This window comes from Nocardioides luteus, from assembly GCF_015752315.1.
Lineage (GTDB): Bacteria > Actinomycetota > Actinomycetes > Propionibacteriales > Nocardioidaceae > Nocardioides.
The window spans coordinates 4,318,267-4,342,980 of sequence record NZ_JADOVJ010000001.1 but is presented as its reverse complement, the minus strand read 5'-3'; the positions used below and the strand labels follow the sequence as shown (position 1 = coordinate 4,342,980).

Genomic DNA, 24,714 nt, shown 5'->3' with positions numbered 1-24,714 from the left:
GCTCACCGAGGTGACTCGGTGAGCATCCCGCCCTCGGCCAGCGCCTGAGCCGCGGCCTGGTCGATCTTCCCGTTGCCGAGGCGGGGGAGCTGGGCGACGGGGACGAGCACGTCCGGCACCGAGTCCGGGCGCAGGACCGTCGGGAGACCACGACGGAGGTCGTCGAGCTGGGCGGCCGGGCCCTCGACGAGGCTGACCAGGTCCCCGGCGGGGGTGGCGGCGGTGAAGGTGGCCAGGCCGAAGGTCTGCTTCACCTCGGCGTCGAGGGCGTCCAGGTCGACGAAGCTGGCGCTGCGCTTGACCCGGCGCCCCGCGCGGCCCAAGCAGAAGAGGTCCTCGCCGCGGCGCACGCCGAGATCGCCGGTGAGCACCCGCTCCGCGGTGTCCCAGCGCGGATACTCGCCGTTCGGGGCGCCGAAGAGATAGCCGCCGGGCAGGTGGGGCGACTCGATGGCGAGCATCCCCTCGGCGGGCGCCCCGTCGTCGCCGTCACCCGACAACGACGTACGCCACGCCCCGACCGCCCCGTGCCCGATGCCGAGCGCTCCGTGGACCGTCGGCAGCTCGCCGCCGGCATCGAACCGGGCGGCGCTGGCGAACCCGATCGTCTCGCTGGTGCCGTACGTGTTGACGACCGTCGCGACCCCGAGGTCGAAGACGCGCTGCGCGTCGGCGGCGGAGAGCCGGTCGCCGCCGGAGCCCCACACCCGCAGGCTCCGCGGGGCCGCGTCGACCCGTTCGGCCGCCGCGAGGTCGATGAACCGGGGAGCCAGGCGCAGGTGCGTCGCCTCGACGCGGGTGCAGAAGCCGAGCGGCCGGAGCCGGTCACCCAGCGACGAGGAGAGGTGCAGGGAGGCGCCGGCGGCCAGGGCGACCAGCAGGTTGGTCATCGCCAGGTCGTAGGAGAGGTGCGAGACCTCGGCCCACGCCGAGGAGGCGTCGAGGTCGAGCGCGGCCGCTCCGTGCGGGACGAAGGCATCGATCCCGGCCCAGGCCGACACCACCCCCTTGGGGCCGCCGCCGGTGGAGCCGGAGGACATCGCGACGTACCCGGCCTCTCGGGGCTCTGCCGACGCCGACGAGGCGACCGTCCGGATCCCCGACCGGTCGAGGACGACGTCGGGGTGGAGCGCCTGGACGAGGGACCGGCGGTGCTCCTCGGGCGCCGAGGGGTCCACGAAGCAGACCGAGAGGTCACCGAGGATCGCGGCCACGAGCGCGACGACCGCATCGGTGGAGAGCGGCAGCGCGACGGCGACCAGCGGCCGCGGCACACCGGCGGCCGTGACGAGCGCGAGCCGCAGCTCCTCGGCCGCCTCGAACAGCCCGTCCGCGCCGACCGAGGTGCGCCGATCGGCGATCACGGACTCCGAACGAGGTCGCGTGCGTGCGGAGAGGATGCGCTCGGCCAGCGGGTTCACAGCACGCGACGCTAGGAGCCGCGGAGCGCCTCGGCACCCGGGTCACCGATCACGATCCCCGGATTCGGGGATATGCCGGGTGTCCCCGGCGAGCGGGTCTCCGCACTCCTCAACGCTGCTCGTATGGTCAACGCAGCCCAGCAGAGACATGGCGTGGCAAAGACGCACGTGCTGATCATCGTTCAGAACCTCCCCGTGCCGCTGGACCGACGGGTCTGGTTGGAGTGCCAGGCGCTGGTCGCGCGCGGCTACGAGGTCAGCGTGATCTGCCCGAAGGGCCCCGGCGACCCGGGGCGCCAGCAGCTGGGCGGCGTACGCATCTACAAGTACCGGGCCGCGCCGCAGGCCCGCGGCGTGCTCGGCTACCTGCTCGAGTTCGTCTACTGCTGGATCCGCACGGCACTGCTGGCCAACAAGGTCTGGCGCGACCGCCCGTTCACGATCATGCAGGCGTGCAACCCGCCCGACACCTACTGGCTCCTGGCCCGCATCTGGAAGCGCCGCGGCGTCCGCTTCGTCTTCGACCAGCACGACCTAAACCCCGAGCTCTTCCTCTCCAGGTTCGGCACCCCGACCTCGCTCTCCGGCCGTGCCCAGCTGGCCGCGCTGCGCTGGCTCGAGAAGCAGACGTACGCCACCGCCGACCAGGTCATCTCGACCAACGAGTCCTACCGGAAGGTCGCGATCACCCGCGGCGGGATGGACCCGGCGGACGTGACCGTGGTCCGCAGCGGACCCGACACCTCGGTGATGCGCCCGATCCGGCCCCACGACCCCGCTCCCACGGGTCGTCGCCACACCCTGGCCTACCTCGGGATCATGGGTCCTCAGGACGGTGTCGACACGGTGCTGGAGGTGATGGCGGAGCTCGTCCACCGGCGCGGCCGCACCGATGTCGATGCCGTGCTGATGGGTTTCGGTGACTGCCTCGAGGACCTCCAGCGCCGTTGCACCGAGCTGGGCCTCGACGATGTCGTCACCTTCACCGGGCGGGCCGGCTCCGCGCTGATCGCCCAGCACCTCAGCGCCGCCGCCGTCGGCCTCTGCCCCGACCTGAAGACGCCGCTCAACGACGTCTCGACGATGAACAAGACGATGGAGTACATGGCCTACGCCCTGCCCTCCGTCTCCTTCGACCTGGTCGAGACGCGGGTCTCTGCCGAGGACGCCGCGCTCTTCGTCCCGTCCGGGGACGTCACGGCGTTCACCGATGCCGTCGAGTCGCTCCTGGACGACCCCGAGCTACGCGTCGAGCTGGCGTTGCGGGCACGGGAACGGGCGGCGAAGGTGCTCGACTGGGGGCCGCAGTCGGCGGCGTACGTGCAGGTCTACGATTCCATGTGCGCGATCGGGGAGGCGCCGGCGGCGGTCGAGGGGTTCGAGTACGTCGATCTGGACGACCCGGACGCGCTCCGGGAGTTCGTGCTGACCCGAGGACCTGCGGCGACGTAACCCATTTCGGGTATATGAACCCGGGTTCGGGACCGCGATCCGCGCGGATCCCCTTGGATGGCTCCTTATATCGAAAATAGGGGCTGTCGGCTCCTTGCGAACTAGGAGTCAACCCCACGTGACCCCCACTGTACGGATGCTCGGCACCCGTGGTGTGCCCGCTGCCCACGGCGGCTTCGAGACCGCGGTGGAGAACATCGGACTCGACCTGGTCGACCGCGGCTGGCGCGTGGTCGTCTACTGCCAGGACGACGAGCCGCACGCAGACCTGCGCATCGACTCGTGGAAGGGCATCGAGCGCGTCCACGTGCCGGCCCGTCACGACGGTCCGCGCGGGACGATCGAGTTCGACGTCGGTGCGGTGCGGCATGCCGCCCGCGAGGCCGCGCAGGACGGCAGCGTCTGCGTGACGTTCGGCTACAACACCGGCGCGCTCAACTCGGTGCTCCGCTCCCGCCGCGTCCCCAACATCATCAACATGGACGGCATCGAGTGGAAGCGGGCCCGCTGGTCCGGCCCCGAGAAGGCCTTCCTGTGGACCCAGGAGCGGGCCGCCTGCTGGCTCGGTGACCACCTGATCGCCGACCACCCCGAGATCGCCCGTCACCTGGCGACCCGGGTGCCGGTCGAGAAGATCACCACGATCGCCTACGGTGCGCCGCCTGTTGTCGATGCACCGGAGTGGCCGGTGCTCGACCACGGGCTGGAGCCGGGCTCCTATCTCACCCTGATCGCCCGCCCGGTGCCGGAGAACAGCATCCTCGAGGTCGTCCGGGCCTTCTCCAGCCGCCGGTGGGGCCGGAAGCTGGTCGTCCTGGGCTCCTATGATCCGGCGGACGCCTACCAGCGCGCCGTCCTCGAGGCGGCGAGCGACGAGGTCGTCTTCCTCGGTGCGATCTACGACACCGACATCGTCTCGGCCCTGCGCTTCCACTCGGTGGCGTACGTCCACGGGCATCAGGTCGGCGGCACCAACCCATCGCTGGTCGAGGCGCTGGGTTGCGGCAACGCCGTGATCGCCCACGACAACCGCTACAACCGCTGGGTCGCCGACGGCGCCGCGCTCTACTTCTCCGACGAGGCCGGCGTCGTCACCGCGCTGGAGCGGCTCCTGTCCGAGCCCGAGCTCGCTGCATCCCTGTCCGCGGGCGCCCGGGCCCGGCACTCGGCCGAGTTCACCTGGAGCCGGATCACCGACCAGTACGAGGCGCTCCTGCGCGCCCACATGCGCTGACTTGAGAGTCGATAGTCGGGTCTATCGAGATCGAGCCTCCCTGCGACTGGAACAAGTTCGTGCCTTTGAGTCGAGGCGCCCAGGGTGTCGTCAGTACTACATGCCCAGCGGGTGTAATCGCCCCAACGGACACAGAATCCGTGCGAGCTGGCTCAGGAATCAGTCGACCTAAGGATCATGTCAGGCGTGATATGACAACCGAGAGACAACCCTCCATCTCACGGAGAATACGATCGGCCTCCAGTTGATCAGGGGTGGCGCCTGCTTCGTGCATGTACTTGTTTCGCTTGTACACGATCTCGTTGCGATACGCCGTGAGTTCCGCGGTGTACAGGATTTGATGTTTCGTGAAGACCGTAAGATGGTCGTTGAGGCTCGTTCCTGAGCCCCAACCTTTCGCGTTCCGCAACTCACTAAGAGACGTGTCTAGTGCTCTCGTTGTGTGGAGAACAGACAGGAGCCAACGACTGTCGTGCTTTGCTGTTCGGATGGCGAGTAGTCGGTTAAGCTCGGCGTACAGTGCGACCAGTTTCACTGAATTGCTCAGAACCGAATTTTGGCCGATGAGAAGACGCAGAGTTTCAACCCTCTTCTTCGCGGTCATTCGGGCCCAGATCTGACAGCTTCGACGCCTGCGAACGCGGCTGCACGTTGGGGTTTGAAGGCGTCGAAGGCCGGCTTCCGAGGTGCTTGTTCGTCGTGGAAGTAATGCATGACTAGGTGCCCGTTTCCCGATCTGAGTTTCGCTGAGGTCTCGGCTACGCCAGACAGCCCTAGAGTGAGGTCGTAGTCGAGGGATGTCGCGGCAACGGTAGTGCGAGCCACAGCCCTCCGGAGGTCTGATCCTGTCCTTGCTGGCGACCGAGCGTGTAGAACCCCATTGTCGACTTGCATCCACCGAGCCCGCTTCAGGTTGTCCCGACGAGCGGCGATTTCAGACGTGGGATCACCAGGTCTCTCTGATCGGGCTCGGGTGGGCTCGGGTACGTCGAACGCGCGAGTCCACGCTTCCGCGAAGCGCGCGCTGTGAAATCGTCGCACGTCCTCAATCACGTCCGCTGTGTCAGTTGACTCGAACCTGGTACTCGATCTAGAGAATTGCGCGAACTCCCGAATAGTCACGATCGCGTCCACGAGGATGTCATTGGGTCCGAAGTCGACGGTCGCGGTCGTATCAGTGACGAGGACAATTCCAGTACCAGGCGGAAATGCCAAGCGAGTCAGCAGGAATCGGGACCTTTCCTGAGTGCTCGTGGGCCGTGTCCCGCCCGCCTTGTAGACAAAATAGGCTGTCAGTCTTCCGCGGGCGAGCGCCAGAACGTCTGGTCCTCTGAGGAGCAAGGGATGATCGGGGTAATCAACTCGCTCAGTCGCCGAATCCAACTCAGTCATGACCTGGTGGACCAATTGCCTCCGCTGCATCTCCAGATGGTACTGCAGCTCCGTCCGCCGTGGTTGAAAAGTGTTCGCTACACATTCCGTTACCAACCTTAGGGGTCCACCGCTTCGAAAGCAGCCACGTATTGCCACAACGTCCTGTTTCACTCTGCTTTGGAGCTGTCACCGGCCGTCCCTAGTGAAGGCGAGGCCTATGCGGCGGGATGGCTAGACGTCGGTGGCGACGTCCGTCGCCCGCGGTGCGGCCTCGCGGGCCGCGTAGGCGCGGTAGGCGAGGACGCAGGCGACGGTGAGGACGGCGGCGGTCGCGGCGCTGATGGTGAAGAGGGTGTGCCACCGGTTGTGGTCGGCGGCCGGGCCGGCGAGGACGGCTGCGACGGAGCTGCCGATGAAGAGGGAGGCGGCGAAGCAGGCCACGACCGTGCCGCGCGCCTCCGGGACGATCGAGGTGGCCCAGGTCTGCAGCGAGGTGTGCAGGAAGGCCCAGGTGACCCCGAGCATGATGACGATGCCGATGATGGTGGGCACCGAGACGCGCAGGGTCGCGACGGCGTACCCGGCCGTCAGGGCGCTGCCGCCGATCCCCATCAGCGCCCACCGCGGGAGCCGCCGGGTGAGCGCCTTGAGGACCTGCGAGGAGAGCAGGACCGCGATGCCGTACGCAGCGGCCGCGAGCCCCGCCCGCGCGGCGTCGACGCCCTGGGCCTGCAGGGCGGGGGCGAGGAGGGTGAGCACGCCCAGGACCAGGCCGCCCTCGACGAAGACCAGCAGCCCGACCACCATCACCCAGCGGTTGCTCAGCGCGGCCCGGAAGGCGGCTCCGACCCCGCCGTTCGTGGCTCGCGGTGGTTCGGCGAGCCTCCTCAGGCCCCAGGCGCTGACCAGGGCCACGATCGCCGGTACCGCGAACACGACCCGCCATCCCGCCAGCTGACCCGTGATCCCCGCCGCGGCCGCCGCCAGCGCGGTCCCGACCGCCATCGCGGCCATCAGGTCCGAGAGCGCCCGCTGCCGGTGGGTGGCGGAGACGGTGTCGCCGACGTACGTCAGTGACGTCGGCACGATCGCCCCGAAGAAGGCCCCCGCGACCACCCGCACCACGACCAGCGTGATCAGGTTCGGCGCCGCCGCCGACACCAGCCCCGCGATCCCCGCCCCGACGAGCGCCCCCTGCATCAGCCGGACCCTGCCGAACCTGTCCGAGAGTGCTCCCCACAACGGCTGGGACAGCCCGTACGCCAGGTAGTAGCCGCTCGCGATCGCCACCGCCTGCCCCACCGAGACCCCGAACGTCGCCGCGACCAGGACCAGGATCGGGCTCACCACGAACCGGTCGAAGCTGCTCACGAACGAGGCCACCGAGATCCAGACCGGTGGGCGTTTCGGTGAGTGGTCTGGGGGAGGAGGCACGTTCTTCAGGTTAGTAAAGAACCGCACATCCCCGCCGACCCGGCGCAAATGTCCCGCGTGGAACGCTCGAGTCGGCGCGACTGTCTCGGGTGGAGCGCTCGAGTTGGCGTGAGTGTCTCGGGTGGAGCGCTCGAGTTGGCTTGAGTGTCTCGGGTGGAGCGCTCGAGTTGGCGTGAGTGTCTCGGTTGGAGCGCTCGAGTCGGCGTGAGTGTCTCGGTTGGAGCGCTCGAGTCGGCGTGAGTGTCTCGGTTGGAGCGCTCGAGTCGGCGTGAGTGTCTCGGACGGAACGCCCCAATCGGCGTGACTGTCTCACGCATCCGGTCCGGTTCTGTGCTGTAGGTGCAGGCGCGGCATCGCCGGCCTTGGCGCCGTTCTGCTGCGGAACAGACGCGCCGAGTCGGTGCTGGGTGGTGGGACAGGTGCGCCGGGTCGGTGCTGGGTGGTGGGACAGGTGCGCCGGGTCGGTGCTGGGTGGTGGGACAGGTGCGCCGGGTCGGCGCTGGGTGGCGGGACAGGTGCGCCGGGTCGGCGCTGGGTGGCGGGACAGATGCGCCGGGTCGGCGGTGGGTGGCGGGACAGATGCGCCGGGTCGGCGTTGCCCGGCTCAGGGGAGCAGGGCGGCTCGGAAGGCTGCGGCGTGGAGTGCGGCGGACTCCGGCCACTCCCGCGCCGACAGGTCGGGGCGGCCAGGGGGCGGACCGGCCGCGACCGCCTTCAACGTGCGTTCCAGGTCCTCGATGGTGAGGGTGCCGTCGAAGAGGTGGAGCCAGCCTTCGCCGACCTCCTCGGCGAGGCGGCGGTTGACCTCGTTGTCGGGGGCGAGGACGGGGGTGTCGAGGGAAAGGGCGAGCAGGAGGGCGCCGGAGTTGTGCATCGCCTTGTAGGGCAGCACGACCAGGGCGGCGGCGGCGATCTCGGCGGCCAGGGTGGCGTCGTCGGCGTAGCTCAGCTCGGCGCTGATCCGTGGGTCGGCCGATACCGCGGCGCGGACCCGGTCGGCGAGGGTGGGGTCGGCTGGGGAGCCGACGAGGCGTACGTCCAGGTCTGCCTCGGGACTGTCGGCGACCGCCTCCAGAAGCTGCTCGACGCCCTTGTAGGGCTTGATCAGGCCGAAGTAGAGGGCACGCCGCGGGTTCGGGGTGACCTCGGCGGCGGGCTCGATCCGCTCGAACCAGTCGCGGTAGTGGGCGTGGAGGATCGTCGAGGTCGGCACCTCGAGCGGGGGAGCGGTCTGCTCGGTGAGCCGGATGATGTGCCGGGTGCGGCGCTCGAGGGCGTCCAGGAGCCGGTGGTCCCAGCGGGACAGGCCGTCGGGGCGGGCGAGGTTGTGCCAGGTGCGTACGACCGGGGTCCTGGTCAGCCACAGCCGGGCGACGAACGCGGCGGTGAGCAGGCGGCGGGCCAGGCGACGGAGGCGTGTGCTCGCCGACGTCATCAGCAGCTCGGGCCAGTGCACGTGGAAGACGTCGTAGCGGCCCGCGAGGGCGCGCCGGAAGCTGAACAGGAGCACGTCGGTGTCGTCGCGCTGCCCGAGGGTCTCGACGAGCTGGACGATGTAGGGATTGGTCGTCGCGCGCAGCTCGCGGACCGATTCCATGACCCGGACCGGCCGGTCGCGGCGGCCGTCGCGCAGTCCCTGGAGGACGGCGGAGACGGGGCGTACCGGGTGCAGGAGCTGACGACGTCCACCCCGCATCAGGATCTCGTACGCAGCCCCGACCGCCCCGCGACGCCAGGCCCGCTCCTGCTCCTGGCTGAGCCAGGTCCGCGCGAAGAGGGCGCGGTTGCGGATGTTGAAGTAGTAGTAGGCCGGCGACTTGGCGCGGGAGCCCTCGGCGCGCTGGGTTCCGCCTCCGGAGTGGATCGCGGTGGCACCGTCGACGACCGCGACCCGGCCGCCGAACGCCCGGACGCGGGCGCAGAGGTCGACGTCCTCCCAGTAGAGGAAGTAGCGCTCGTCGAAGCCGGCCAGCCGCTCCCACAGCTCACGGGTGACCGCGAAGCAGGCCCCGGTGACCCAGGGCAGCGTGTCCGCCCCCGGATGCTCGGCGCGCCGTCGCCACGGGCGCATGGTCCCGGTGTCGAGGTCGAGATCGAGTCCCGCAGAGGCGACCGACCCGTCCGGGCCGAGCACGGTCGGTCCGGCGAGCAGGAGCGGCTCGGCCTCGACGGCGGCGACGAGGCGTACCGCCGACTCGGCGTCGATCGTGGCGTCCGGGTTGAGGAAGAGGAGCACCTCGGCGCCCGCGGCCAGCGCGGCCGCGGCGCCCAGGTTGCAGCCGGCGCCGAAGCCGGTGTTGGTGCCCGGGAAGACTCCGGTCCAGCCCTCGCGCTCGCAGAGGGCTCGGACCGCCGCGCGGTGGGCGTCGGTCGAGTGGTTGTCGACCACCACGATCCGGGCGGGCCGGAGCGCCGCGGCGACCCGGGTCGTGTGCCGTTCGAGCAGCGCCGGATCGCCGTAGCTGACCACGACCACGGCAACCCGGGCGAGGTCGCTCATCGCGACACCTGCGAGGGGCCGTCCAGCGCCCGCAGCTCACGCCACCACTTGCGCAGCGCGACGGCCAGCGCGGCGGCGTTGCAGGCGAAGACCAGCGCGTAGGTCCACCAGATGAGCATCCCGAACCCGAGCACCACGAACATCCAGCACTGCGCGCCGTAGTCCATCGGCAGCAGCGCCCACTTGCGCAGCGGGTTCTCGTGGACCGCCGCCGACGGCGACCCGGAGGAGGCGGGGCGCAGGGTCGGCATCAGGATCAGCCCGAAGTACGTCACCACGGCGACCACCTCGAACCCGAGCGGCACCAGCAGCCACCCGTCGGAGTCCGGACCGAAGCGGTAGCAGGAGACGAGCACCGCCAGGTGCAGACCGGCCGTCTTGAAGCAGTCGATGGTGTGGTCGAGCCACTCGCCCGAGCGCGACCCGCCACCACGCAGCCGGGCGAGCTGGCCGTCGGAGGAGTCGAGCACGTAGCCAGCGGCGAGCAGCAACGCGACCACGACCCCGGTCCACCAGCGCGGCTCGACCAGCGCGAGCACCGCCAGGCCGGCGGCCGAGAGCGTCGCGCTCAGCGCCGTCACCTGGTTGGGCGTCGCGCCGAGCGTGTGCGCGGCCGCGGCGACAACCCGGCCGGCGGGCCGGTTGACGAGCCGCGAGTAGGCCGCGGTGTTGAGCGAGGGCTTCTGCGCCTGCCCCAGCGCCTGCAGGTGCGTACGGAACCCGCCGGGGGCGCGTTCGGCGCCGGTCGCGGCCATGCTCGATCCTGCTTTGCTGATACGTGGGGGGGACATCGGGACCCTAGAGGACCCTCGGTCCTCCCAGGTCACCGAGGCCGTTGGCTCCCCAGATCTGGGTAGGACTTTGCCAGGACCTTCGGCCCGGGCCGTTCGGGTGGCCTACCTTTACTCATCATGCGTTTGTTGGTCGCCCACCCGTCACCGGACGTCTACGGCTCCGATCTTCAGCTGGTCGAGACGGTGCGTGGGCTGCACCAGGCGGGGCAGCGGGTCACCGTGGTCGTGCCCGAGCACGGACCCCTGATCCCGCTGCTCGAGGCCGCCGGCGCGAGCGTCGAGGTGATGACGTTCCCGGTGCTGCGCAAGGCCTACCTCAGCCCCACGGGACTGGTCCGGCTGGCCGCGGCGCTGATGGTCTTCTGGGTGCGTGCGGCGCGGCTGTGGCGGCGGGTCCGGCCGAGCCGCCTGCTGGTCAACACCGTGACCATCCCGTGGTGGATCCTCGTCGCCCGCGCGGCCCGCGTCCCCGTGGTCTGCCACGTGCACGAGGCCGAGGACGACCAGCCGAGGCCCGTACGCCTCGCCCTGACCGCCCCGCTCCTGCTGGCGACCCGCGTGGTGGCCAACTCGCGGGCATCGCGCGACGTCCTCGTGCGGACGGTGAAGGTGCTGGCGCGGCGTACGACGGTCGTCTACAACGGGGTGCCCGGCCCGGAGTCCGTCACGGCGGCGCGCACCCGGACGCCGGACGGGCCGCTGCGGCTGGTGCTGGTCGGGCGGCTCTCGCCGCGCAAGGGGACCGACGTGGCCCTCGAAGCGCTCGCCGAGGTGCGCCGGGGCGGGATCGACGCCCGGCTGCGGGTGTGCGGGTCGGTCTTCGCGGGCTACGAGTGGTTCGAGCAGGAGCTCCGCGTCCGCGCCTCCGACAGCGACCTCGCCGGCAGCGTCGAGTTCCTCGGCTACGTCGACGAGCCTGCCCGAGAGCTCGAGCAGGCCGACGTGGTCCTGGTGCCCTCCCGGGTCGAGCCCTTCGGCAACGTCGCCGTCGAGGCGCTGCTCGCCGAGCGGCCGCTGGTCGCGAGCCGGGTGCAGGGGCTGGCCGAGATCGTCACCGACGGCGAGACGGGTCTCCTGGTGACCCCTGGTGACGTGCACGATCTGGCAGAAGCGATCCGGCGGCTCGCCGCCGATCCCGCCCTGGCCGCCGAATTGGCGTCCACTGGACGCAAAGACGCCGAGGAGCGCTTCGGTGCCGAGCGCTACCGAGACGAGATCGCCGCCGAGGTGCTCGGTTGAGTCTGGGCAGGAGCGCCGCCCGGGGCGGGATGGTGGTGCTCGGCGGCCAGGGCGTACGCATCCTGGTCCAGGTCGCCTCCGTCGCGGTGCTCTCCCGGCTGCTCAGCCCACGCGACTACGGCCTGGTCGCGATGGTGCTGGCGGTCATCGCGGTCGCCGAGATCTTCCGCGACCTCGGGCTCTCGACCGCCGCGGTCCAGGCAGAGGAGCTGAGCCGCGAGCAGCAGACCAACCTGTGGTGGCTCAACACCGCCCTCGGCCTCGGCTTCGCGATCCTCGCCGTCGCGGCCGCCCCGCTCATCGCCGCCCTCTACGACGAACCGGCCCTGACGACCCTGACCGCCGCCCTGGCAGGGATGTTCGTCCTCAACGGCATGGGTGCCCAGTATCGCGCCGACCTCACCCGCCGGATGCAGTTCGCCAGGCTCGCCGCGGCCTCCACGCTGGCGCCGCTGCTGGCCCTCGGGGTCGCGGCGTACGCAGCAGCCAACGGCGCCGGCTACTGGGCCCTGGTCGTCCAGCAGCTGCTCCAGGGCGCTGTCACCCTGGTGGCCGTCGGGCTCTTCGCCGGCTGGCTCCCCGGCCGCCCGCGACGCGGGGTGGAGATGGGCGAGTTCCTGCGTTTCGGCTGGTCGCTGGCGGGGACCCAGCTGATCAACTACGCCGCCAGCAACATCGACTCCGTGCTCATCGGCACCCGCCTGGGCGCCCATCAGCTCGGCACCTACAACCGCGCCTGGCAGCTGCTGATGAACCCGTTGGGCCAGCTGCGCGGCCCCACGACCACGGTCGCGCTGCCCGTGCTGAGCCGGATCCGCGACAACCCGGCGCTGACCCAGCGGTTCGTGCAGCGCGGGCAGATCGCGCTCGGCTACAGCCTCGGCGCGGGCCTCGGCCTGATCGCCGGGGCCGCGGTACCCGTCTGCGCCCTCTTCCTCGGTCCGGGCTGGGACGTCGCCGGCATCTTCGCCCTGCTCGCCTGCGCTGGCCTCTTCCAGACGCTGGCCTACGTCGGCTACTGGGTCTACCTCGCCCATGGGCTGACCACCGAGCTGCGCCACTACACCCTGGTCGCCTCGGTGCTGAAGGTCGTCTGCGTGCTCGTCGGCGTGCGCTACGGCGTCACCGGCGTCGCGGTCGGCTACGCGACCGCCCATCTGCTGGAGTGGCCGCTGTCGCTGTGGTGGATCTCCCGCCGCACCCGGCTCCGCGTCGGACCGCTCTACCTCGGCGCTGCCCGCATCCTGCTGGTTGCCGGTGCCGTCGCGGCCGCGGCGTACGCCACCGCCCAGGCCCTCCACGGGCAGCACCCCGGGATCACGGTGCCGGTCTGCGTGGTGGCCGGGTCCGCGGCGTACGCGCTCCTGCTGGTCGTCCCGCCGATCCGCCGCGACGTGATGTCGCTGGTGGTGACGGTGCGCGGTGCGCTCGGCGGGCGATTCAGCCGCGGGTGAGCGTCACCGGGCGGCCGGTGTCGTCCCAGACGTTGCCGGAGTGGCTGATCTTCGTGGAGGACGGGTGGATGATCGCGCAGCCGTCGATACGCTGGTCGCTGAGGAACCGGTTGTCGCGGATCTCCACGCCGCGGATCGGGCCACGGCTCTTCTCGGCGACGTTGACGGTGCAGCCACCCCCGCCGAGCAAGTTGTCGCGGATCGTGACGTCGCTGACGTCGCCGATGCTCTGGGTGATCTGCACACCGGCGTTGTAGGCACCGGTGAAGCGGTTGTCCGCGATCGTGATGTTGCTGCCACCGATGATCTGGATCGAGTCGTCGTGGGAGGCGCCGCCGTCCTGGTACGGGTCGCTCTCGAAGTGGTAGTTGTCGTGAAACCAGTTGTCGCGCACGGTCACGTTGCTGCCGGTGATGTGCACTTGGTCGGTGACGTGGTGGACCTCCGAGTTCTGCAGGGTGAAGTCGTGGCCGACCACTCCGTTGACGCCCGGGGCGGCGTTCTCGGCCCGCACCTCGACGTTGCTGACCAGCATCCCGGCGCCGCGGTCGTTGTTGTTGGAGATCCCGGCGGTCTCGGAGCCGGTCGGCACGATCACCAAGGTGTTGCGGATCGTCACGTTCGGCGCCTCGACCTGGATCCGGCCGTGCACCTCGAGACCGTCGACCACCTGTCCGGGAGTCCTGATGATCAGGTCGCCGCGGTGGGTGCGCAGCTTCTTCTTCGGAGGTACGCCGGTGTCGCGCGGCCCCGGCGAGCCTGCTCCCGGGGGTGGTGAACCCAGCGGCTCGCCCTCGCGCGGCTCCTGCCCGGTCGGCCGGTCACCGGACCGGTTCGCCGGGTCCGAGGACCGCGTCCTCGGGGTCGCGCCGGGCGAGGGCCTGACCGAGCTGGTCGAGGAGGCCGACGGCGACGCCGACGAGGACGGGGCCGGCGTCAAGGTCACCGGTCCGCCGAAGTCGTCGGGCGGCAGGTTGGCGTAGTTCCGCTCCGTACGCGGCGCTGGGTCCTCGTCCTGAGCCCTGGTCAGGACATAGGTGGAGGACAGCGCGACGACGGTGGCGACCGCGGAGATGCCGAGGACGAGGATCCGGGACGGGCCGGGCGGGACAGCCAAGAGACGCATGCCTTCCTGTGGACTGTGCAGCCTACTGACGTTGCTGGAGTCTGCACCACGCAGTTTGCGCGGGTTGGGCGTCTGGGTCCAACACATACCCGATTCAGGGGATGGGGAGGGCGATTGACGGGCAGATGACTGCGGATGTCCGCGACACTGCCGTGTCGCGGCCGAGGTGGCCGCCTTGTGCAGGGATGGATGATGACGCGGATTCACGAGTGGCGTCTGCTTGCGGCTGGGGCGGCCGCAGCTGTTCTCGGGGTGAGCAGCCTGGTCATGTCGGGAGGGGCGACGGCGGACACGGCTCCGGTCGACCCCGAGCTGCCGGAGACGGTCTCGGCCGACGTACTCCCGACGGTGCAGATCGACGGGGTCGCCTGGAAGCAGGTGATCGTCGGTGACACCGTCTACGTCGGGGGCAGCTTCACCTCGGCCCGTCCGGCGGGCGCCGCGGCCGGTACGAACGAGACCCCGCGCGCCAACATGCTGGCCTACCGGCTCTCCACCGGTGAGCTGATCCCCGGCTTCGCGCCGAGCTTCAACGGCCAGGTCAAGGACATGGCGCTCTCGCCCGACAAATCCCTGCTCTATGTCGCCGGCAGCTTCACCCAGGTCAACGGTGTCAACCGCTACCGGGGCGCCGCGATCAACCTGGCCACGGGTGCACTGACCAGCTTCCGGCCGATCTTCAACTCGACCACCAACGCGGTCGCGGCCACGTCCACCGCGGTCTTCTACGGCGGCGTGTTCACCTCCGCCGACAACACCACGCGTACGAAGCTGGCGGCCGTCAGCCCCACCGACACCGGCACCGGCCTGCTGTCGATGAACCCGACCGTCTCCAACGGCTCCGTGCAGGACATCGTGGTCTCGCCCGACGGCGCCGACATCGTGATCGGCGGCAACTTCACGAGGGTCAACGGCTGGTCCAGCCCCGGCTACGGCCTCGCCCGGATCAAGGTCGCCACCGGGGCGTCGCTGGCGCTCCCGGTCAACACCGAGGTCCGCAACGGTGGCGCCAACTCCGCGATCCTCGCCCTGGAGTCCGACGGCACCAGCTTCTACGGCAGCGGCTACCACTACGGCAGCGGCGGCAATCTCGAGGGCTCCTTCAAGGCCAGCTGGGCAACCGGCCAGCTGACCTGGCTCGAGGACTGCCACGGCGACACCTACTCGATCTGGCCGACCGCCGAGACGGTCTACCAGGCCAGCCACAAGCACTACTGCGGCAACTCCGGCGGCTTCCCGGAGACCAGCCCGCGCAGCTTCCAGCACTCCACCGCGGTCACCCAGTCCGTACGCGGCACCAACACCCGCGACATCTACGGCTACCCCGACCACCCCGGCACCCCGCGGCCGGAGTTCCTGGAGTGGTACCCGAAGTGGACCCCCGGCACCTTCACCGGCGCCAACCAGGCGCCCTGGACGGTGACGGCCAACGCCGACTACGTCGTCTACGGCGGCGAGTTCCTCAAGGTCGACGGGGTCGCCCAGCAGGGCCTGGTCCGCTTCGCGGTCAAGGACATCGCCCCCAACGACGTCGGGCCGGCCCTGTCCGGCGCCGACTTCGGGCTCACCGCGACCTCGCCCGCCGACGGCCAGGTCCGGCTGACCTGGCCCGGCAACGCCGACCGGGACAACGCGACCGTGACCTACAAGGTCTACCGGGCATCGGCCGACGCTCCGATCCACACGAAGGCCGTCACCGCGGCGTTCTGGAAGCAGACGACGCAGAGCTTCCTCGACACCGCCGCGCCGCCGGGCACCACCCAGAGCTACCGCGTCGTCGCCGAGGACGCCTTCGGCAACCAGTCGCCCACCGAGTGGGTCACCGTCGACGTCGCCGGCGAGCCGGCGCCGCCCGTCGAGGGCATCGTCGCCGCGGACGCCTTCGGGCGTGCCGAGACGAGCGGCTGGGGCGCGGCCGACACCGGCGGCACCTGGACCCGCACCACCGGCACCGCGGGCAACTTCTCGGTCTCCGAGGGTCGCGGCCGGCACGCGGTCACCGCCAGCGGGACCACCGAGTCCCGCCTGCAGGAGGTCTCGGCCGGCGATGTCGACGCGACCGTGAGCGTCGGAGTCTCCCGGCTCCCCGACGCCGGCTACGTCTGGTCGATCCTCGGCGCCCGCGTCTCCGGCGCCGACCACTACGCCTCGCGGCTCCGGTTCAACCCGGACGGCACCGTCGGCCTCCACCTCGTACGCAGCGGCACCCCGGTCGTCGGCGCCAACGTCATCCCGGGCCTGAGCGTCGCCCCCGGCGACCGGCTGAAGGTCCGCCTCCAGGTCACCGGCACCGCCCCCACGACCGTGCGCGCCAAGGTGTGGCCGGCCGGCTCGGCGGAGCCGTCGGGCTGGACGTACGAGCTCTCCGACTCGACCGCGGCCAACCAGGTCCCCGGCGGCGTGATGCTGCGCGGCTTCGGCTCCTCGACGATCGGCACCACGCCGGTGGAGGTCAGCTACGACGATCTGAAGGTGATCGAGCCGTAGGCCTGGCTCCGCACGTACCCGATCTTGGGGAGTAGGCGTGCGGATCCCCCCGCGGGCGTCGGACGTGGGCTTCAATGCAACGTCTTTGAACAGATGTCTTTGTCCGACCCCGCCCGCGGAAGATCCCCCATGCTCAGTCAAGTCCCGCGTTCGAGGATGTACGTCGCGGCAGCTGTCGCTGCCGTCGCCCTCGTGAGCGTCGCGGTCGTGCTCATCGTGCGCAGCTCGTCCGGCCCGGCCACCGCCGGGTCGGACTCGACGGTGGCCGCCGCACCCTCTCCGACGGCGACCCCGTCGGAGAAGGAGTCCGCATCGTCCTCCGAGACCGAGGAGACCGAGCCGGGGAAGCCGTCGGGCGACAACCGCACCGTCGGGCTGAAGGCCGAGGCGACCTCGGCCCCGGGCGTCACCGCGCGGCTGGCCAGGATCGACTCCGTCCAGGCCACCGCGAGCCTGCCCGGTGAGATCGGTGGTCCGGCGCTCGCGATCACCGTGAAGGTGAAGAACGAGACCGGGAAGAAACTCGACCTTGCGCTCGGTGTGGTCAACGCCTACTACGGCCGCGAGCGCACCCCGGCGGTGAGCGTCGCCTCCGACGGCGAGGTGCCGTTCCCAGCCTCGGTCGCCGACGGTGAGTCGGCCAAGGGCGTCTACGTCTTCCAGATCCCCGAGGAAGCCCGCCCCGTACGCGTCGAGCTCGATCTGGGCAACGGCGCCGACGTGGTGGTCTTCAAGGGCCGACCCCAGCGATAGACCTCCCCCACGATGAGAGATGTGATGAAGCCGATCCTGGCTGTGCTGGTGCTCGTGGCAACGAGCCTGACCCTGGCGACGACCTCCGCCTCCGCGGACACCGCGCCGACCGACACCGACCTGCCGACGACGGTCGCGGCCGACGTACTTCCCACCGTCCAGATCGACGGCGTCGCCTGGAAGCAGGTGATCGTCGGTGACATCGTCTACGTCGGCGGCAGCTTCACCTCCGCCCGGCCGGCGGGTGCTGCGGCCGGCACCAGCGAGACGCCGCGGTCCAACATGCTCGCCTACCGGCTCTCCACCGGGAAGCTGATCACCACCTTCGCGCCGACGTTCAACGGCCAGGTCAAGGACATGGCGCTCTCGCCCGACAAGAAGCTGCTCTACGTCGCCGGCGGCTTCACCCAGGTCGACGGCGTCAACCGCTACCGGGCCGCCGCGATCGACCTCGCGACCGGCAAGGCGACGAGCTTCCGGCCGGTCTTCAACTCGACCACCAACGCGGTCGCGGCCACGTCCAGCGCGGTCTTCTACGGCGGTGTGTTCACCTCGGCCGACAAGACGGCGCGGACGAAGGTGGCCGCGGTCAAGCCCAGCGACACCGGCACCGGCCTGCTGCCGATGAACCCGAAGGTCGCCGGTGGCAACGTCAACGACATCGTGGTCTCCTCCGACGGCACCAAGATCGTGATCGGTGGGGCGTTCACCAGCGTCAACGGCTCCTCCAAGCCGGGCTTCGGCCTGGCTCGGCTCGAGGTCTCCTCGGGCAGCTCGCTGGCGCTGCCGGTCAACGACGAGGTCCGCAACGGCGGCACCGAGTCGGCGATCCTCTCGCTCGAGTCCGACGGCACCAGCTTCTACGGCACCGGCTACAACTACGCGGGCTCCGGCAACCTCGAGGGCTCGTTCAAGGCCGACTGGGCCACCGGCAAGCTGACCTGGCTCGAGGACTGCCACGGCGACACCTACGCCGTCTGGCCGACCGCCAAGACGGTCTACCAGGCCAGCCACAAGCACGGCTGCGACACCTCCGGTGGCTTCCCGGAGACCAAGCCACGGGCTTGGTATCACTCGACCGCCATCACCCAGGACGTACGCGGCACCAACATCGCCGACGACAAGTACGGCTACCCGGACCACCCCGGCACCCCGCGCCCGGAGTTCCTGGAGTGGTACCCCAAGTGGACCAACGGCACCTACACCAGCGCCCAGCAGTCGACCTGGACCGTGACCGCCAACGCGAGCTACGTGCTGTACGGCGGTGAGTTCCTGAAGGTCAACGGCGTCGCCCAGCAGGGCCTGGTGCGGTTCGCCGTCAAGGATGTCGCCCCCAACAAGGTCGGGCCGACGCTGAAGGGGGCGAAGTGGGCGCTGACCGGCTCCTCGCCCTCCGCAGGCAAGGCCACGCTGAAGTGGCCGGGCAACCCGGACAAGGACAACGCGGCGGTGACCTACAAGCTCTACCGTGGCTCGCTCGACTCCACGCCGATCAAGACCGTGAAGGTCTCGGCCCCGTTCTGGAAGCACACCGCGATGACCTTCACCGACACCGGCCGCACCAGCGGCTCGTCGCAGAAGTACAAGATCGAGGCAGTGGACCCGCTCGGCAACATCTCCCGCTCCGACTGGGTCACGGTCACGATCAGATGATCTGGGTCTGCATGCTCACCTATCGGCGCCCCGAGGGGTTGGCCGAGGCGGTCGGCATGCTCCGGACCCAGCTCGATCTGGTCCCTGACGCGCGGCTGCTCGTCATCGACAACGACGAGCAGCCCAGCGCTGCCTCCGCCGTGGCGGAGGCAGCCGCGGGGGACGTACGCGTCGTCTATGTGCACGAGCCGACCCCCGGCATCGCCGCGGCCCGCAACCGGGCGCTGGACGAGGCCGGCCCCGAGGCGGTCGTCGTCTTCATCGACGACGACGAGCAGCCCTCGGAGAAGTGGCTGCCGACCCTGCTCGCGTGCTGGGAGGAGACCGGCGCCGCGGCCGTGGTCGGGCCGGTGGTCTCCCACTTCGACGGGCCGCTGGACCCGTGGATCGAGGCGGGTGGCTTCTTCCGGCGCCTCCGGCACCCGACCGGCACCGTCGTCACCACCGCGGCGACCAACAACCTCCTACTCGACATGACTCAGGTCGGCAGGCTCCGCTTCGACCTCGGCTTCGGGCTCTCCGGTGGCTCCGACACCGTCTTCACCCGCACGCTGTCGGCCGCCGGCGGCCGGATCGTGTGGTGCGACGAGGCCCCGGTGCACGACCTGGTGCCCGCGGACCGGGCGACCCGGGAATGGGTACGCGCCCGCGCCTCCCGCATCGGCAACTCCGACTCCCGGGTGCAGGTCCACCTCGCTCCGTCGGGTCGCCGCCCGCTCGCCCGGCTGCGAGCCACCGCTCGCGGCCTCGTCCGCGTCCTCGGCGGCTCCGCCCGCCTCCTCCTGGGCCGCCTGACCGGCTCGCAGCCCCACCACGCCCGCGGCACCCGCACCCTCCTCCGCGGCCTCGGAATGCTCCGCGGTGCCTGGGGCTCCCACGTGTCCGAGTACGCCCGCTAGCGCTCGCCGCCTCGACCGGCGGGGGCTGGTGGCATCGCCAGATCGCGCTTGGCCGTCCAGCGTGGGATCGGGAAGTCGAAGATGCCCCGGACGCGGCCGGTGATCAGCCGGTCGAGAGCCAGCGCGAGCACGATCGCGACCAGGGTCAGCAGGGGCACGGCCACCAGTCCGGCCCCCGGCGGCCAGTCGACGTCGCGGCCGGTGAGCAGGGCCGCGGCGGCGGTGATCGGGAAGGCGTGGACGACGTAGATCGGCAGCGTGCGGGTGCCGAGGTGGCGTACGAAGCCGAGAGCCGGGATCCGGGCGATCATCACCCCGAGCCCGCAGCCGGCGGCCACCGCGAGCAGGCCCAGCATCGGCCGCACGAAGATGATCCGGTCGTCGGCGACGTAGAGGAAGAACCCCAGCACCACCACGTACGCCACCCCCAGCCCGACCACGTGGACCGGCCGCGTCCGCGGGACGACCGAGCGCACCCCGGGTGCGGCGCGGGAGGCCAGCACGAAGAAGAACCAGTAGCGGAACGTCTTGTCCCACGGGACGTCGCCGGTGGAGACCAGCCCGGCGGCGAAGACCGCCGAGACGATCAGCGCGGCGCCGACGACGAGCCACGCGGGAAGCCGGCGGGTCAGCCATCCCACGAGCGTGAACAGGCACAGCGAGTAGAGGAACCAGAGGTAGACGTTTGGCTCGACCAGCACCCGGGCGACGGCGGCGACCCCACCTGGTGGTGAGTGTGGCAGGAGCGCGCGGAAGGCGCCGAGCAGGAGGCACCACAGCAGGTAGAGGTAGATCAGGTTCAGGCAGCGGGTGCGCAGCACCTCCCGCAGCGGGCGGGCGAGCAGCGCGGGAGCGAGGAGGCCGGAGAGGAAGAAGAACAGCGGCATCCGGAAGGTGTCGAGGGTGTAGGCCAGCCGTGACCACGGCCCGGCGAGGCCGACCAGGTCGAGGTTGATCACGGCATGGAAGAGCACCACCAGGACGATCGCCAGGCCGCGCGCGGAGTCGATCCAGGTCTCACGCACGTTGCGGACCTCCGGAGAGATAGCGACGGCGGGCGCGCTGGCCGTGACCGCCCTGGCGCCGGGGCAGCTGCGGCCGCGGCGGCATCGGCGGGGCCTGATCGGCTTCCTTGCGCTGCAGCAGGAACACCCCGAGCGCGAGCGCGAGCGGCGGCAGCGAGCTGATGATCGGGCCGAAGAAGAGGTTCCAGCCGAGCTGGAGGGCGAGGAAGAGGCCCAGCGCGGTGCCCGTGCGGTGGGCCATGCTGCGGCCCAGATAGATGGTGGCGAGCCACAGCAGCCACCCTGACAGCACCAGCCCGGCGAGCCCGAACCAGACCCAGAGGTCGCCGATCAGCGAGTGCACCTCGATCCGGGTGCCGAACATGTAGTGCTCGACGTAGCCGTTGTCGGGGTCGTAGCCCAGCCGGGACATGCCCTGCTTCGCGGCCTGCATGTCGGTCGGCGTGGCCATGGTGCCGGCGCCGTAGCCGAGTGGTTCGTGCAGCATCAGCGCGACCGTGGCGCCGATCTCGGGCCGGCCACCGAGGATGAGGGATCCGGCGGCCTGGGTCTGCTCCTGGGTGCGTTCCTGCGCCGACTGGCCGAGGTAGCCGTCCAGCGCCGCACCCTCGAGCGCCCGGTAGAGCCCGAAGCCCAGCGCGCCCACCAGCACCAGCGAGAGCAGCGCGGAGGTGGTGCGCTTCGCGGTCCTGGGCCGGTGCTGCCACAGCAGCAGCACGGCGGTCATGATCAGGAACGCGCTCATCGACCGGGCCCCGGACAGCGCCGTGACCGCGGTGAGCGCCCCGAGGGCGGTGATGTCGGCGAGGAGCCGCTTGCGGGGACGCCGCCGGATGAGCAGGCAGGCCCCCAGGAGCAACATCGTCGACGGCATCGCGAACCCGAACCGCCACGGCTCCTCGGCGAACCTGGACCCCAGCGGCGCGGTCATGAACGAGCCGAGCGCGTAGAGGCACACCACGATCCCCGGTGAGAGCACGCGCTGACCCCACAGCAGCGCCCCGACGCACATCACGGCCGAGACGACCGGGAACAGCTCGAACAGCACACCCGCCTCGGTCGGCGGATGCGTCGCCGAGCGCCAGGTGGTGAGCGCCAGCGCGGAGACGAAGCAGGCAAGCAGCAGTACGCCGCCCAGCGCCGCCCCGCGATAGCGGCCCGCCTCCCGGATCCAGACCGGCGCCAGGGCCGCGCCCATCAGTCCGCCCACGGTGAGGCCACGGACGAGGTCGAAGTCGGTGCCGGCCAGGAACGCCGCGGCCCCGGCCAGGAGAGCGGTCAGCACCTCCCAGCCGGTGCGCTCGGCGACCTGGGTGCGCCCGGTGCGCCCGCTGCGCCCGGTGCGGACCCGGACCGCCGTCGCGACGGCCATGCTCAGCTCCCGGCGGCGGGGTAGCCCTGCTGGCGCGGTTCCCGGGGACGTACGAAACCGGAGAGGAGGCGGGCGAGCCAGCCCTGCTCGGGCTGTCCGTAGTAGGTGTGCGCCGCGGTGTCGCGAACCTGGTTGGCGACGATGCCGAGGCAGCGGGCGTCGACGTTCTCGAGGCTGTCGATGGCCTCCAGGACCTGGGGACGGTGGATGGTGCGGCAGTTGGCGACGACCAGGGCACCGTCGGTCAGGCGGGACAGGATCGCGCCGTCGGCGACCGGGAGCAGCGGCGGGGAGTCGAGGATGACCACGTCGTAGCTCGCGCGCGCCTCCTCCAGCAGGTCGGCCATCCGCGGCGAGCCGATGAGCTGCGCGGGGTTGGGCGGGATCTCGCCCATGGTGAGCACGTGCAGGTTGGCGTCGCCCCAGACCTGGACGACCTCGTCGAGCTCGGCCTTGCCGATCAGCACCGTGGTCAGCCCGGCCGCACCCTCCAGACCGCAGTAGTCGGCGACCGCCGGGCGGCGCATGTCGGCATCGACGAGCAGCACACGCTGGCCCTGCTCCGCGATCGCCAGCGCCAGGTTGATCGACGTCGTCGACTTGCCCTCACCGCCGATCGAGGAGGTCACGACGATCGATCGGACCGGCGAGGAGGCGTCGAGGTACTGCAGGTTGGTCTGCAGCCGCCGGTAGGCCTCGGCGGCGACGTTGTGCGGGTCGATGGCGGTCACCGCGCCGCGCGAGCGCCGCTGGCCCCGGCGCCGGGGGATCGCCCCGAGAAGCCCGACGTCGGTGAGCTGCTCGATCTCGGCCGCGGTCCGGACCCGGGTGTCGAGGAGCGCGCGGACCACGGCGATCGCGACGCCGAGCCCGAAGCCGGCCGTGAACCCGACCAGGGCGGCCAGCCGCGTACGCGGCGCGAACGCCTCCTCCGGCGGGTCGGCGCGGGCGACCACAGTCACCTCGACCGCGGCCTTCTTGTTGGAGCTGGGGGAGAGGTTGGTGATCGTGGTGGTGAGCTCGTCGGCGACCGAGTTGGCGAGGTCGGAGGCACCGGTGCTGGTGGTCGCCACCGCGTCGATCTCGATGATCACGGTGTCGAGCGGGTTCTCCGCGGTGATCTGCTCGGCCAGCGCCTTGGGCGTGGTGTCGAGGTCGAGGTCGTAGATGACCTGGTCGAGCACCACCGGCATCGTGGCCAGCTTGGCGTAGGACTGGACGATGTCCTGGGTGAAGGTCGAGCCCTGGACCAGCTCCTGGGTGGTCGCGCCGCGGGCGATCGAGACGAAGACGGTGCTCTGCGCCCGGTACTGCGGCGGGCTCGCGTGCGCCTGGGCGAACGCCACGCCGGCACCGATGATCGCGAGCACAGCGACGATGTACCAGCGCTTGCGCAGGGCAGCGACATAGTCGCGCAGGTCCAACAGGTCACTCCGTCCGATGTCTTTGCCAGGCTGCTCGTCCGCGGCTCATCCGCCGAAGCGGAGCCCGAGGCAATGGGTGGCGCCGTCAGGGCAGGTCCGCGGGGCCATCGCACATCCTCACCCGATTCTGGGGATGACAGGGCCGAGTGTCCGGCCCGTTCCCCCAAATGGGGGATTGATCCCCCGTCGGTTTCGGGGGCCGTACGCCGACTGCGTAATGTCTGTTCGTCACGTTCGGGGGATGGCCGCGTGGACGTGCGGTTCCACGCTCCAGAATCGTCAGACGACTCGAAGGTAGGCAGGCATGGACACCCCGACGATCCTGGTCGTCTGCACCGGGAACGTGCGACGATCGCCGGCGATCGAGGCGATGCTCCGCGAGGGTGTCGGCCAGATCGGCGGGCTCGCGCGCCACGGCATCAACGTGATCTCGGCGGGCAGCGAGGCGCTCGAGGGCTACGAGATGGACCCGATGATCGCCTCCGAGGTGGCTCTCGCCGGCACCCGGCTGAGCCGGCACCAGGCCTACCCGCTCGACGTCGACGACATCGAGAGCGCCGACCTGATCATCACCGCCGAGCGCTCCCACCGCAGCGAGGTCGCCCGACTCGTGCCGTCGGCGGTCAAGCGCACCTTCACGCTCGTCGAGATCGCCGCGCTCGGCGACCTGCTGGGCCGCACCGCCCTGGGCGGGCCCGCCGGTTCGGACGCGGACGCGGCCACCCGGCTGCGTACGCTGGTACAGCTCGCGCCGCTGCAGAGGGCCCGTCGGCGGGTCCGCCGTCCGGCCGACGACGACCTCGTCGACCTGCGGAAGCGGTCGCCGCGGGAGGCCCGGCGGCTGGTGACCGAGGCGCGCGGCCACGTCGAGACGCTGTTGCGGGTGCTCGAGCCGAGCCTCTCGCTGGTCAGCAAGCCCCAGCGCCCCGCCCCGGTCATCCCGGCGCCCGCCGAGCCGGTCGAGACCACCCAGCCCCGGCCGATCCAGCCGACGCACTCCACGCAGTCCAACCGGTCGGTGGGCTGACCGCGGCTGGTTCACCGTGGCTGATTGGATAGCAAGTTAGGGTTGC

General features: G+C 70.8%; 17 protein-coding genes. 9 read left to right on the top strand and 8 right to left on the bottom strand.

The window, feature by feature from the left end:
• Positions 1-2: 2 nt before the first annotated feature.
• Positions 3-1,421 carry an AMP-binding protein gene (locus tag HD557_RS20850; RefSeq protein ID WP_196875305.1) on the bottom strand — a complete coding sequence of 473 codons (1,419 nt, stop codon included), beginning with the start codon at positions 1,419-1,421 and terminating at the stop codon, positions 3-5.
• Positions 1,422-1,574: 153 nt separating this feature from the next.
• Here HD557_RS20850 and HD557_RS20845 point away from each other — a divergent pair, with 153 nt between their 5' ends.
• Both HD557_RS20845 and HD557_RS20840 read left to right on the top strand, forming a co-directional pair.
• On the top strand, positions 1,575-2,873 hold the full coding sequence (locus HD557_RS20845; RefSeq protein WP_307785673.1) for a glycosyltransferase family 4 protein: 1,299 nt from the start codon (positions 1,575-1,577) through the stop codon (positions 2,871-2,873).
• Positions 2,874-2,991: 118 nt separating this feature from the next.
• Positions 2,992-4,107, top strand: a complete 1,116-nt coding sequence (locus HD557_RS20840) for a DUF1972 domain-containing protein (RefSeq protein WP_196875303.1) — start codon at positions 2,992-2,994, stop codon at positions 4,105-4,107.
• A gap of 1,605 nt (positions 4,108-5,712) precedes the next feature.
• Here the strand turns inward: HD557_RS20840 and HD557_RS20835 are convergent.
• The 3 genes from HD557_RS20835 to HD557_RS20825 all read right to left on the bottom strand — a co-directional run bounded on the left by HD557_RS20835 (position 5,713) and on the right by HD557_RS20825 (position 10,170).
• Positions 5,713-6,915 (bottom strand): MFS transporter, encoded by a 1,203-nt coding sequence (locus HD557_RS20835; RefSeq protein WP_307785672.1) that lies wholly within the window; start codon positions 6,913-6,915, stop codon positions 5,713-5,715.
• Positions 6,916-7,519: 604 nt separating this feature from the next.
• Entirely contained in the window at positions 7,520-9,415 is a 1,896-nt protein-coding gene (locus HD557_RS20830; RefSeq protein ID WP_196875302.1) for a glycosyltransferase, read from the bottom strand.
• Positions 9,412-10,170, bottom strand: a complete 759-nt coding sequence (locus HD557_RS20825; protein WP_196875301.1) for a CDP-alcohol phosphatidyltransferase family protein — start codon at positions 10,168-10,170, stop codon at positions 9,412-9,414. The genes HD557_RS20830 and HD557_RS20825 overlap by 4 nt, the downstream gene beginning before the upstream one ends.
• A gap of 156 nt (positions 10,171-10,326) precedes the next feature.
• On the opposite strand from HD557_RS20825, the gene HD557_RS20820 reads away from it, so the two are divergent.
• Both HD557_RS20820 and HD557_RS20815 read left to right on the top strand, forming a co-directional pair.
• On the top strand, positions 10,327-11,448 hold the full coding sequence (locus HD557_RS20820; RefSeq protein WP_196875300.1) for a glycosyltransferase family 4 protein: 1,122 nt from the start codon (positions 10,327-10,329) through the stop codon (positions 11,446-11,448).
• Positions 11,445-12,902, top strand: a complete 1,458-nt coding sequence (locus tag HD557_RS20815) for a lipopolysaccharide biosynthesis protein (RefSeq protein WP_040757228.1) — start codon at positions 11,445-11,447, stop codon at positions 12,900-12,902. The genes HD557_RS20820 and HD557_RS20815 overlap by 4 nt, the downstream gene beginning before the upstream one ends.
• On the opposite strand, the gene HD557_RS20810 is transcribed toward HD557_RS20815, so the two are convergent.
• Positions 12,889-14,028: a right-handed parallel beta-helix repeat-containing protein gene (locus tag HD557_RS20810; RefSeq protein ID WP_008363615.1), complete on the bottom strand. Its 1,140-nt coding sequence runs from the start codon at positions 14,026-14,028 to the stop codon at positions 12,889-12,891. The two genes, HD557_RS20815 and HD557_RS20810, sit on opposite strands and share 14 nt — an antisense overlap.
• Positions 14,029-14,220: 192 nt before the next feature.
• Between HD557_RS20810 and HD557_RS20805 the strand changes: the two genes are divergently transcribed.
• The 4 genes from HD557_RS20805 (at position 14,221) to HD557_RS20790 (ending at position 19,820) form a co-directional block, all read left to right on the top strand.
• Positions 14,221-16,515: a hypothetical protein gene (locus tag HD557_RS20805; protein ID WP_196875299.1), complete on the top strand. Its 2,295-nt coding sequence runs from the start codon at positions 14,221-14,223 to the stop codon at positions 16,513-16,515.
• Between the two features lie 129 nt (positions 16,516-16,644).
• Complete coding sequence (locus HD557_RS20800; protein WP_196875298.1) at positions 16,645-17,268, top strand: hypothetical protein; 624 nt, start codon at positions 16,645-16,647, stop codon at positions 17,266-17,268.
• A gap of 24 nt (positions 17,269-17,292) precedes the next feature.
• Positions 17,293-18,921 carry a delta-60 repeat domain-containing protein gene (locus tag HD557_RS20795; RefSeq protein WP_196875297.1) on the top strand — a complete coding sequence of 543 codons (1,629 nt, stop codon included), beginning with the start codon at positions 17,293-17,295 and terminating at the stop codon, positions 18,919-18,921.
• Positions 18,918-19,820, top strand: coding sequence for a glycosyltransferase family 2 protein (locus HD557_RS20790; protein WP_196875296.1), 903 nt, complete (start codon positions 18,918-18,920; stop codon positions 19,818-19,820). The genes HD557_RS20795 and HD557_RS20790 overlap by 4 nt, the downstream gene beginning before the upstream one ends.
• Here the strand turns inward: HD557_RS20790 and HD557_RS20785 are convergent.
• The 3 genes from HD557_RS20785 to HD557_RS20775 are packed head-to-tail and all read right to left on the bottom strand — an operon-like array spanning position 19,817 to position 23,641.
• A complete protein-coding gene (locus HD557_RS20785) occupies positions 19,817-20,845 on the bottom strand; it encodes an acyltransferase family protein (RefSeq protein ID WP_196875295.1) in 1,029 nt (342 codons plus the stop codon). The genes HD557_RS20790 and HD557_RS20785 overlap by 4 nt on opposite strands.
• The gene (locus tag HD557_RS20780) at positions 20,838-22,217 is read right to left on the bottom strand and encodes an O-antigen ligase family protein (RefSeq protein ID WP_196875294.1); all 1,380 of its coding nucleotides are present in this window, start codon (positions 22,215-22,217) and stop codon (positions 20,838-20,840) included. Before HD557_RS20780 ends, HD557_RS20785 begins: the two co-directional genes overlap by 8 nt.
• A 2-nt stretch (positions 22,218-22,219) precedes the next feature.
• Positions 22,220-23,641, bottom strand: a complete 1,422-nt coding sequence (locus HD557_RS20775) for a polysaccharide biosynthesis tyrosine autokinase (protein ID WP_196875293.1) — start codon at positions 23,639-23,641, stop codon at positions 22,220-22,222.
• A gap of 304 nt (positions 23,642-23,945) precedes the next feature.
• On the opposite strand from HD557_RS20775, the gene HD557_RS20770 reads away from it, so the two are divergent.
• Positions 23,946-24,668: an arsenate-mycothiol transferase ArsC gene (locus HD557_RS20770; RefSeq protein ID WP_196875292.1), complete on the top strand. Its 723-nt coding sequence runs from the start codon at positions 23,946-23,948 to the stop codon at positions 24,666-24,668.
• The last annotated feature ends 46 nt before the right edge of the window (positions 24,669-24,714 follow it).

What these genes read in the sequence shown, in the direction of transcription:
- HD557_RS20830 (WP_196875302.1), bottom strand. Translation starts at nt 9,415, where the DNA reads ATGAGCGACCTCGCCCGGGTTGCCGTGGTCGTGGTCAGCTACGGCGAT.
- HD557_RS20825 (WP_196875301.1), bottom strand. Translation starts at nt 10,170, where the DNA reads ATGGCCGCGACCGGCGCCGAACGCGCCCCCGGCGGGTTCCGTACGCAC.
- HD557_RS20820 (WP_196875300.1), top strand. Translation starts at nt 10,327, where the DNA reads ATGCGTTTGTTGGTCGCCCACCCGTCACCGGACGTCTACGGCTCCGAT.
- HD557_RS20810 (WP_008363615.1), bottom strand. Translation starts at nt 14,028, where the DNA reads ATGCGTCTCTTGGCTGTCCCGCCCGGCCCGTCCCGGATCCTCGTCCTC.
- HD557_RS20805 (WP_196875299.1), top strand. Translation starts at nt 14,221, where the DNA reads ATGACGCGGATTCACGAGTGGCGTCTGCTTGCGGCTGGGGCGGCCGCA.
- HD557_RS20800 (WP_196875298.1), top strand. Translation starts at nt 16,645, where the DNA reads ATGCTCAGTCAAGTCCCGCGTTCGAGGATGTACGTCGCGGCAGCTGTC.
- HD557_RS20795 (WP_196875297.1), top strand. Translation starts at nt 17,293, where the DNA reads ATGAAGCCGATCCTGGCTGTGCTGGTGCTCGTGGCAACGAGCCTGACC.
- HD557_RS20790 (WP_196875296.1), top strand. Translation starts at nt 18,918, where the DNA reads ATGATCTGGGTCTGCATGCTCACCTATCGGCGCCCCGAGGGGTTGGCC.
- HD557_RS20780 (WP_196875294.1), bottom strand. Translation starts at nt 22,217, where the DNA reads ATGGCCGTCGCGACGGCGGTCCGGGTCCGCACCGGGCGCAGCGGGCGC.
- HD557_RS20770 (WP_196875292.1), top strand. Translation starts at nt 23,946, where the DNA reads ATGGACACCCCGACGATCCTGGTCGTCTGCACCGGGAACGTGCGACGA.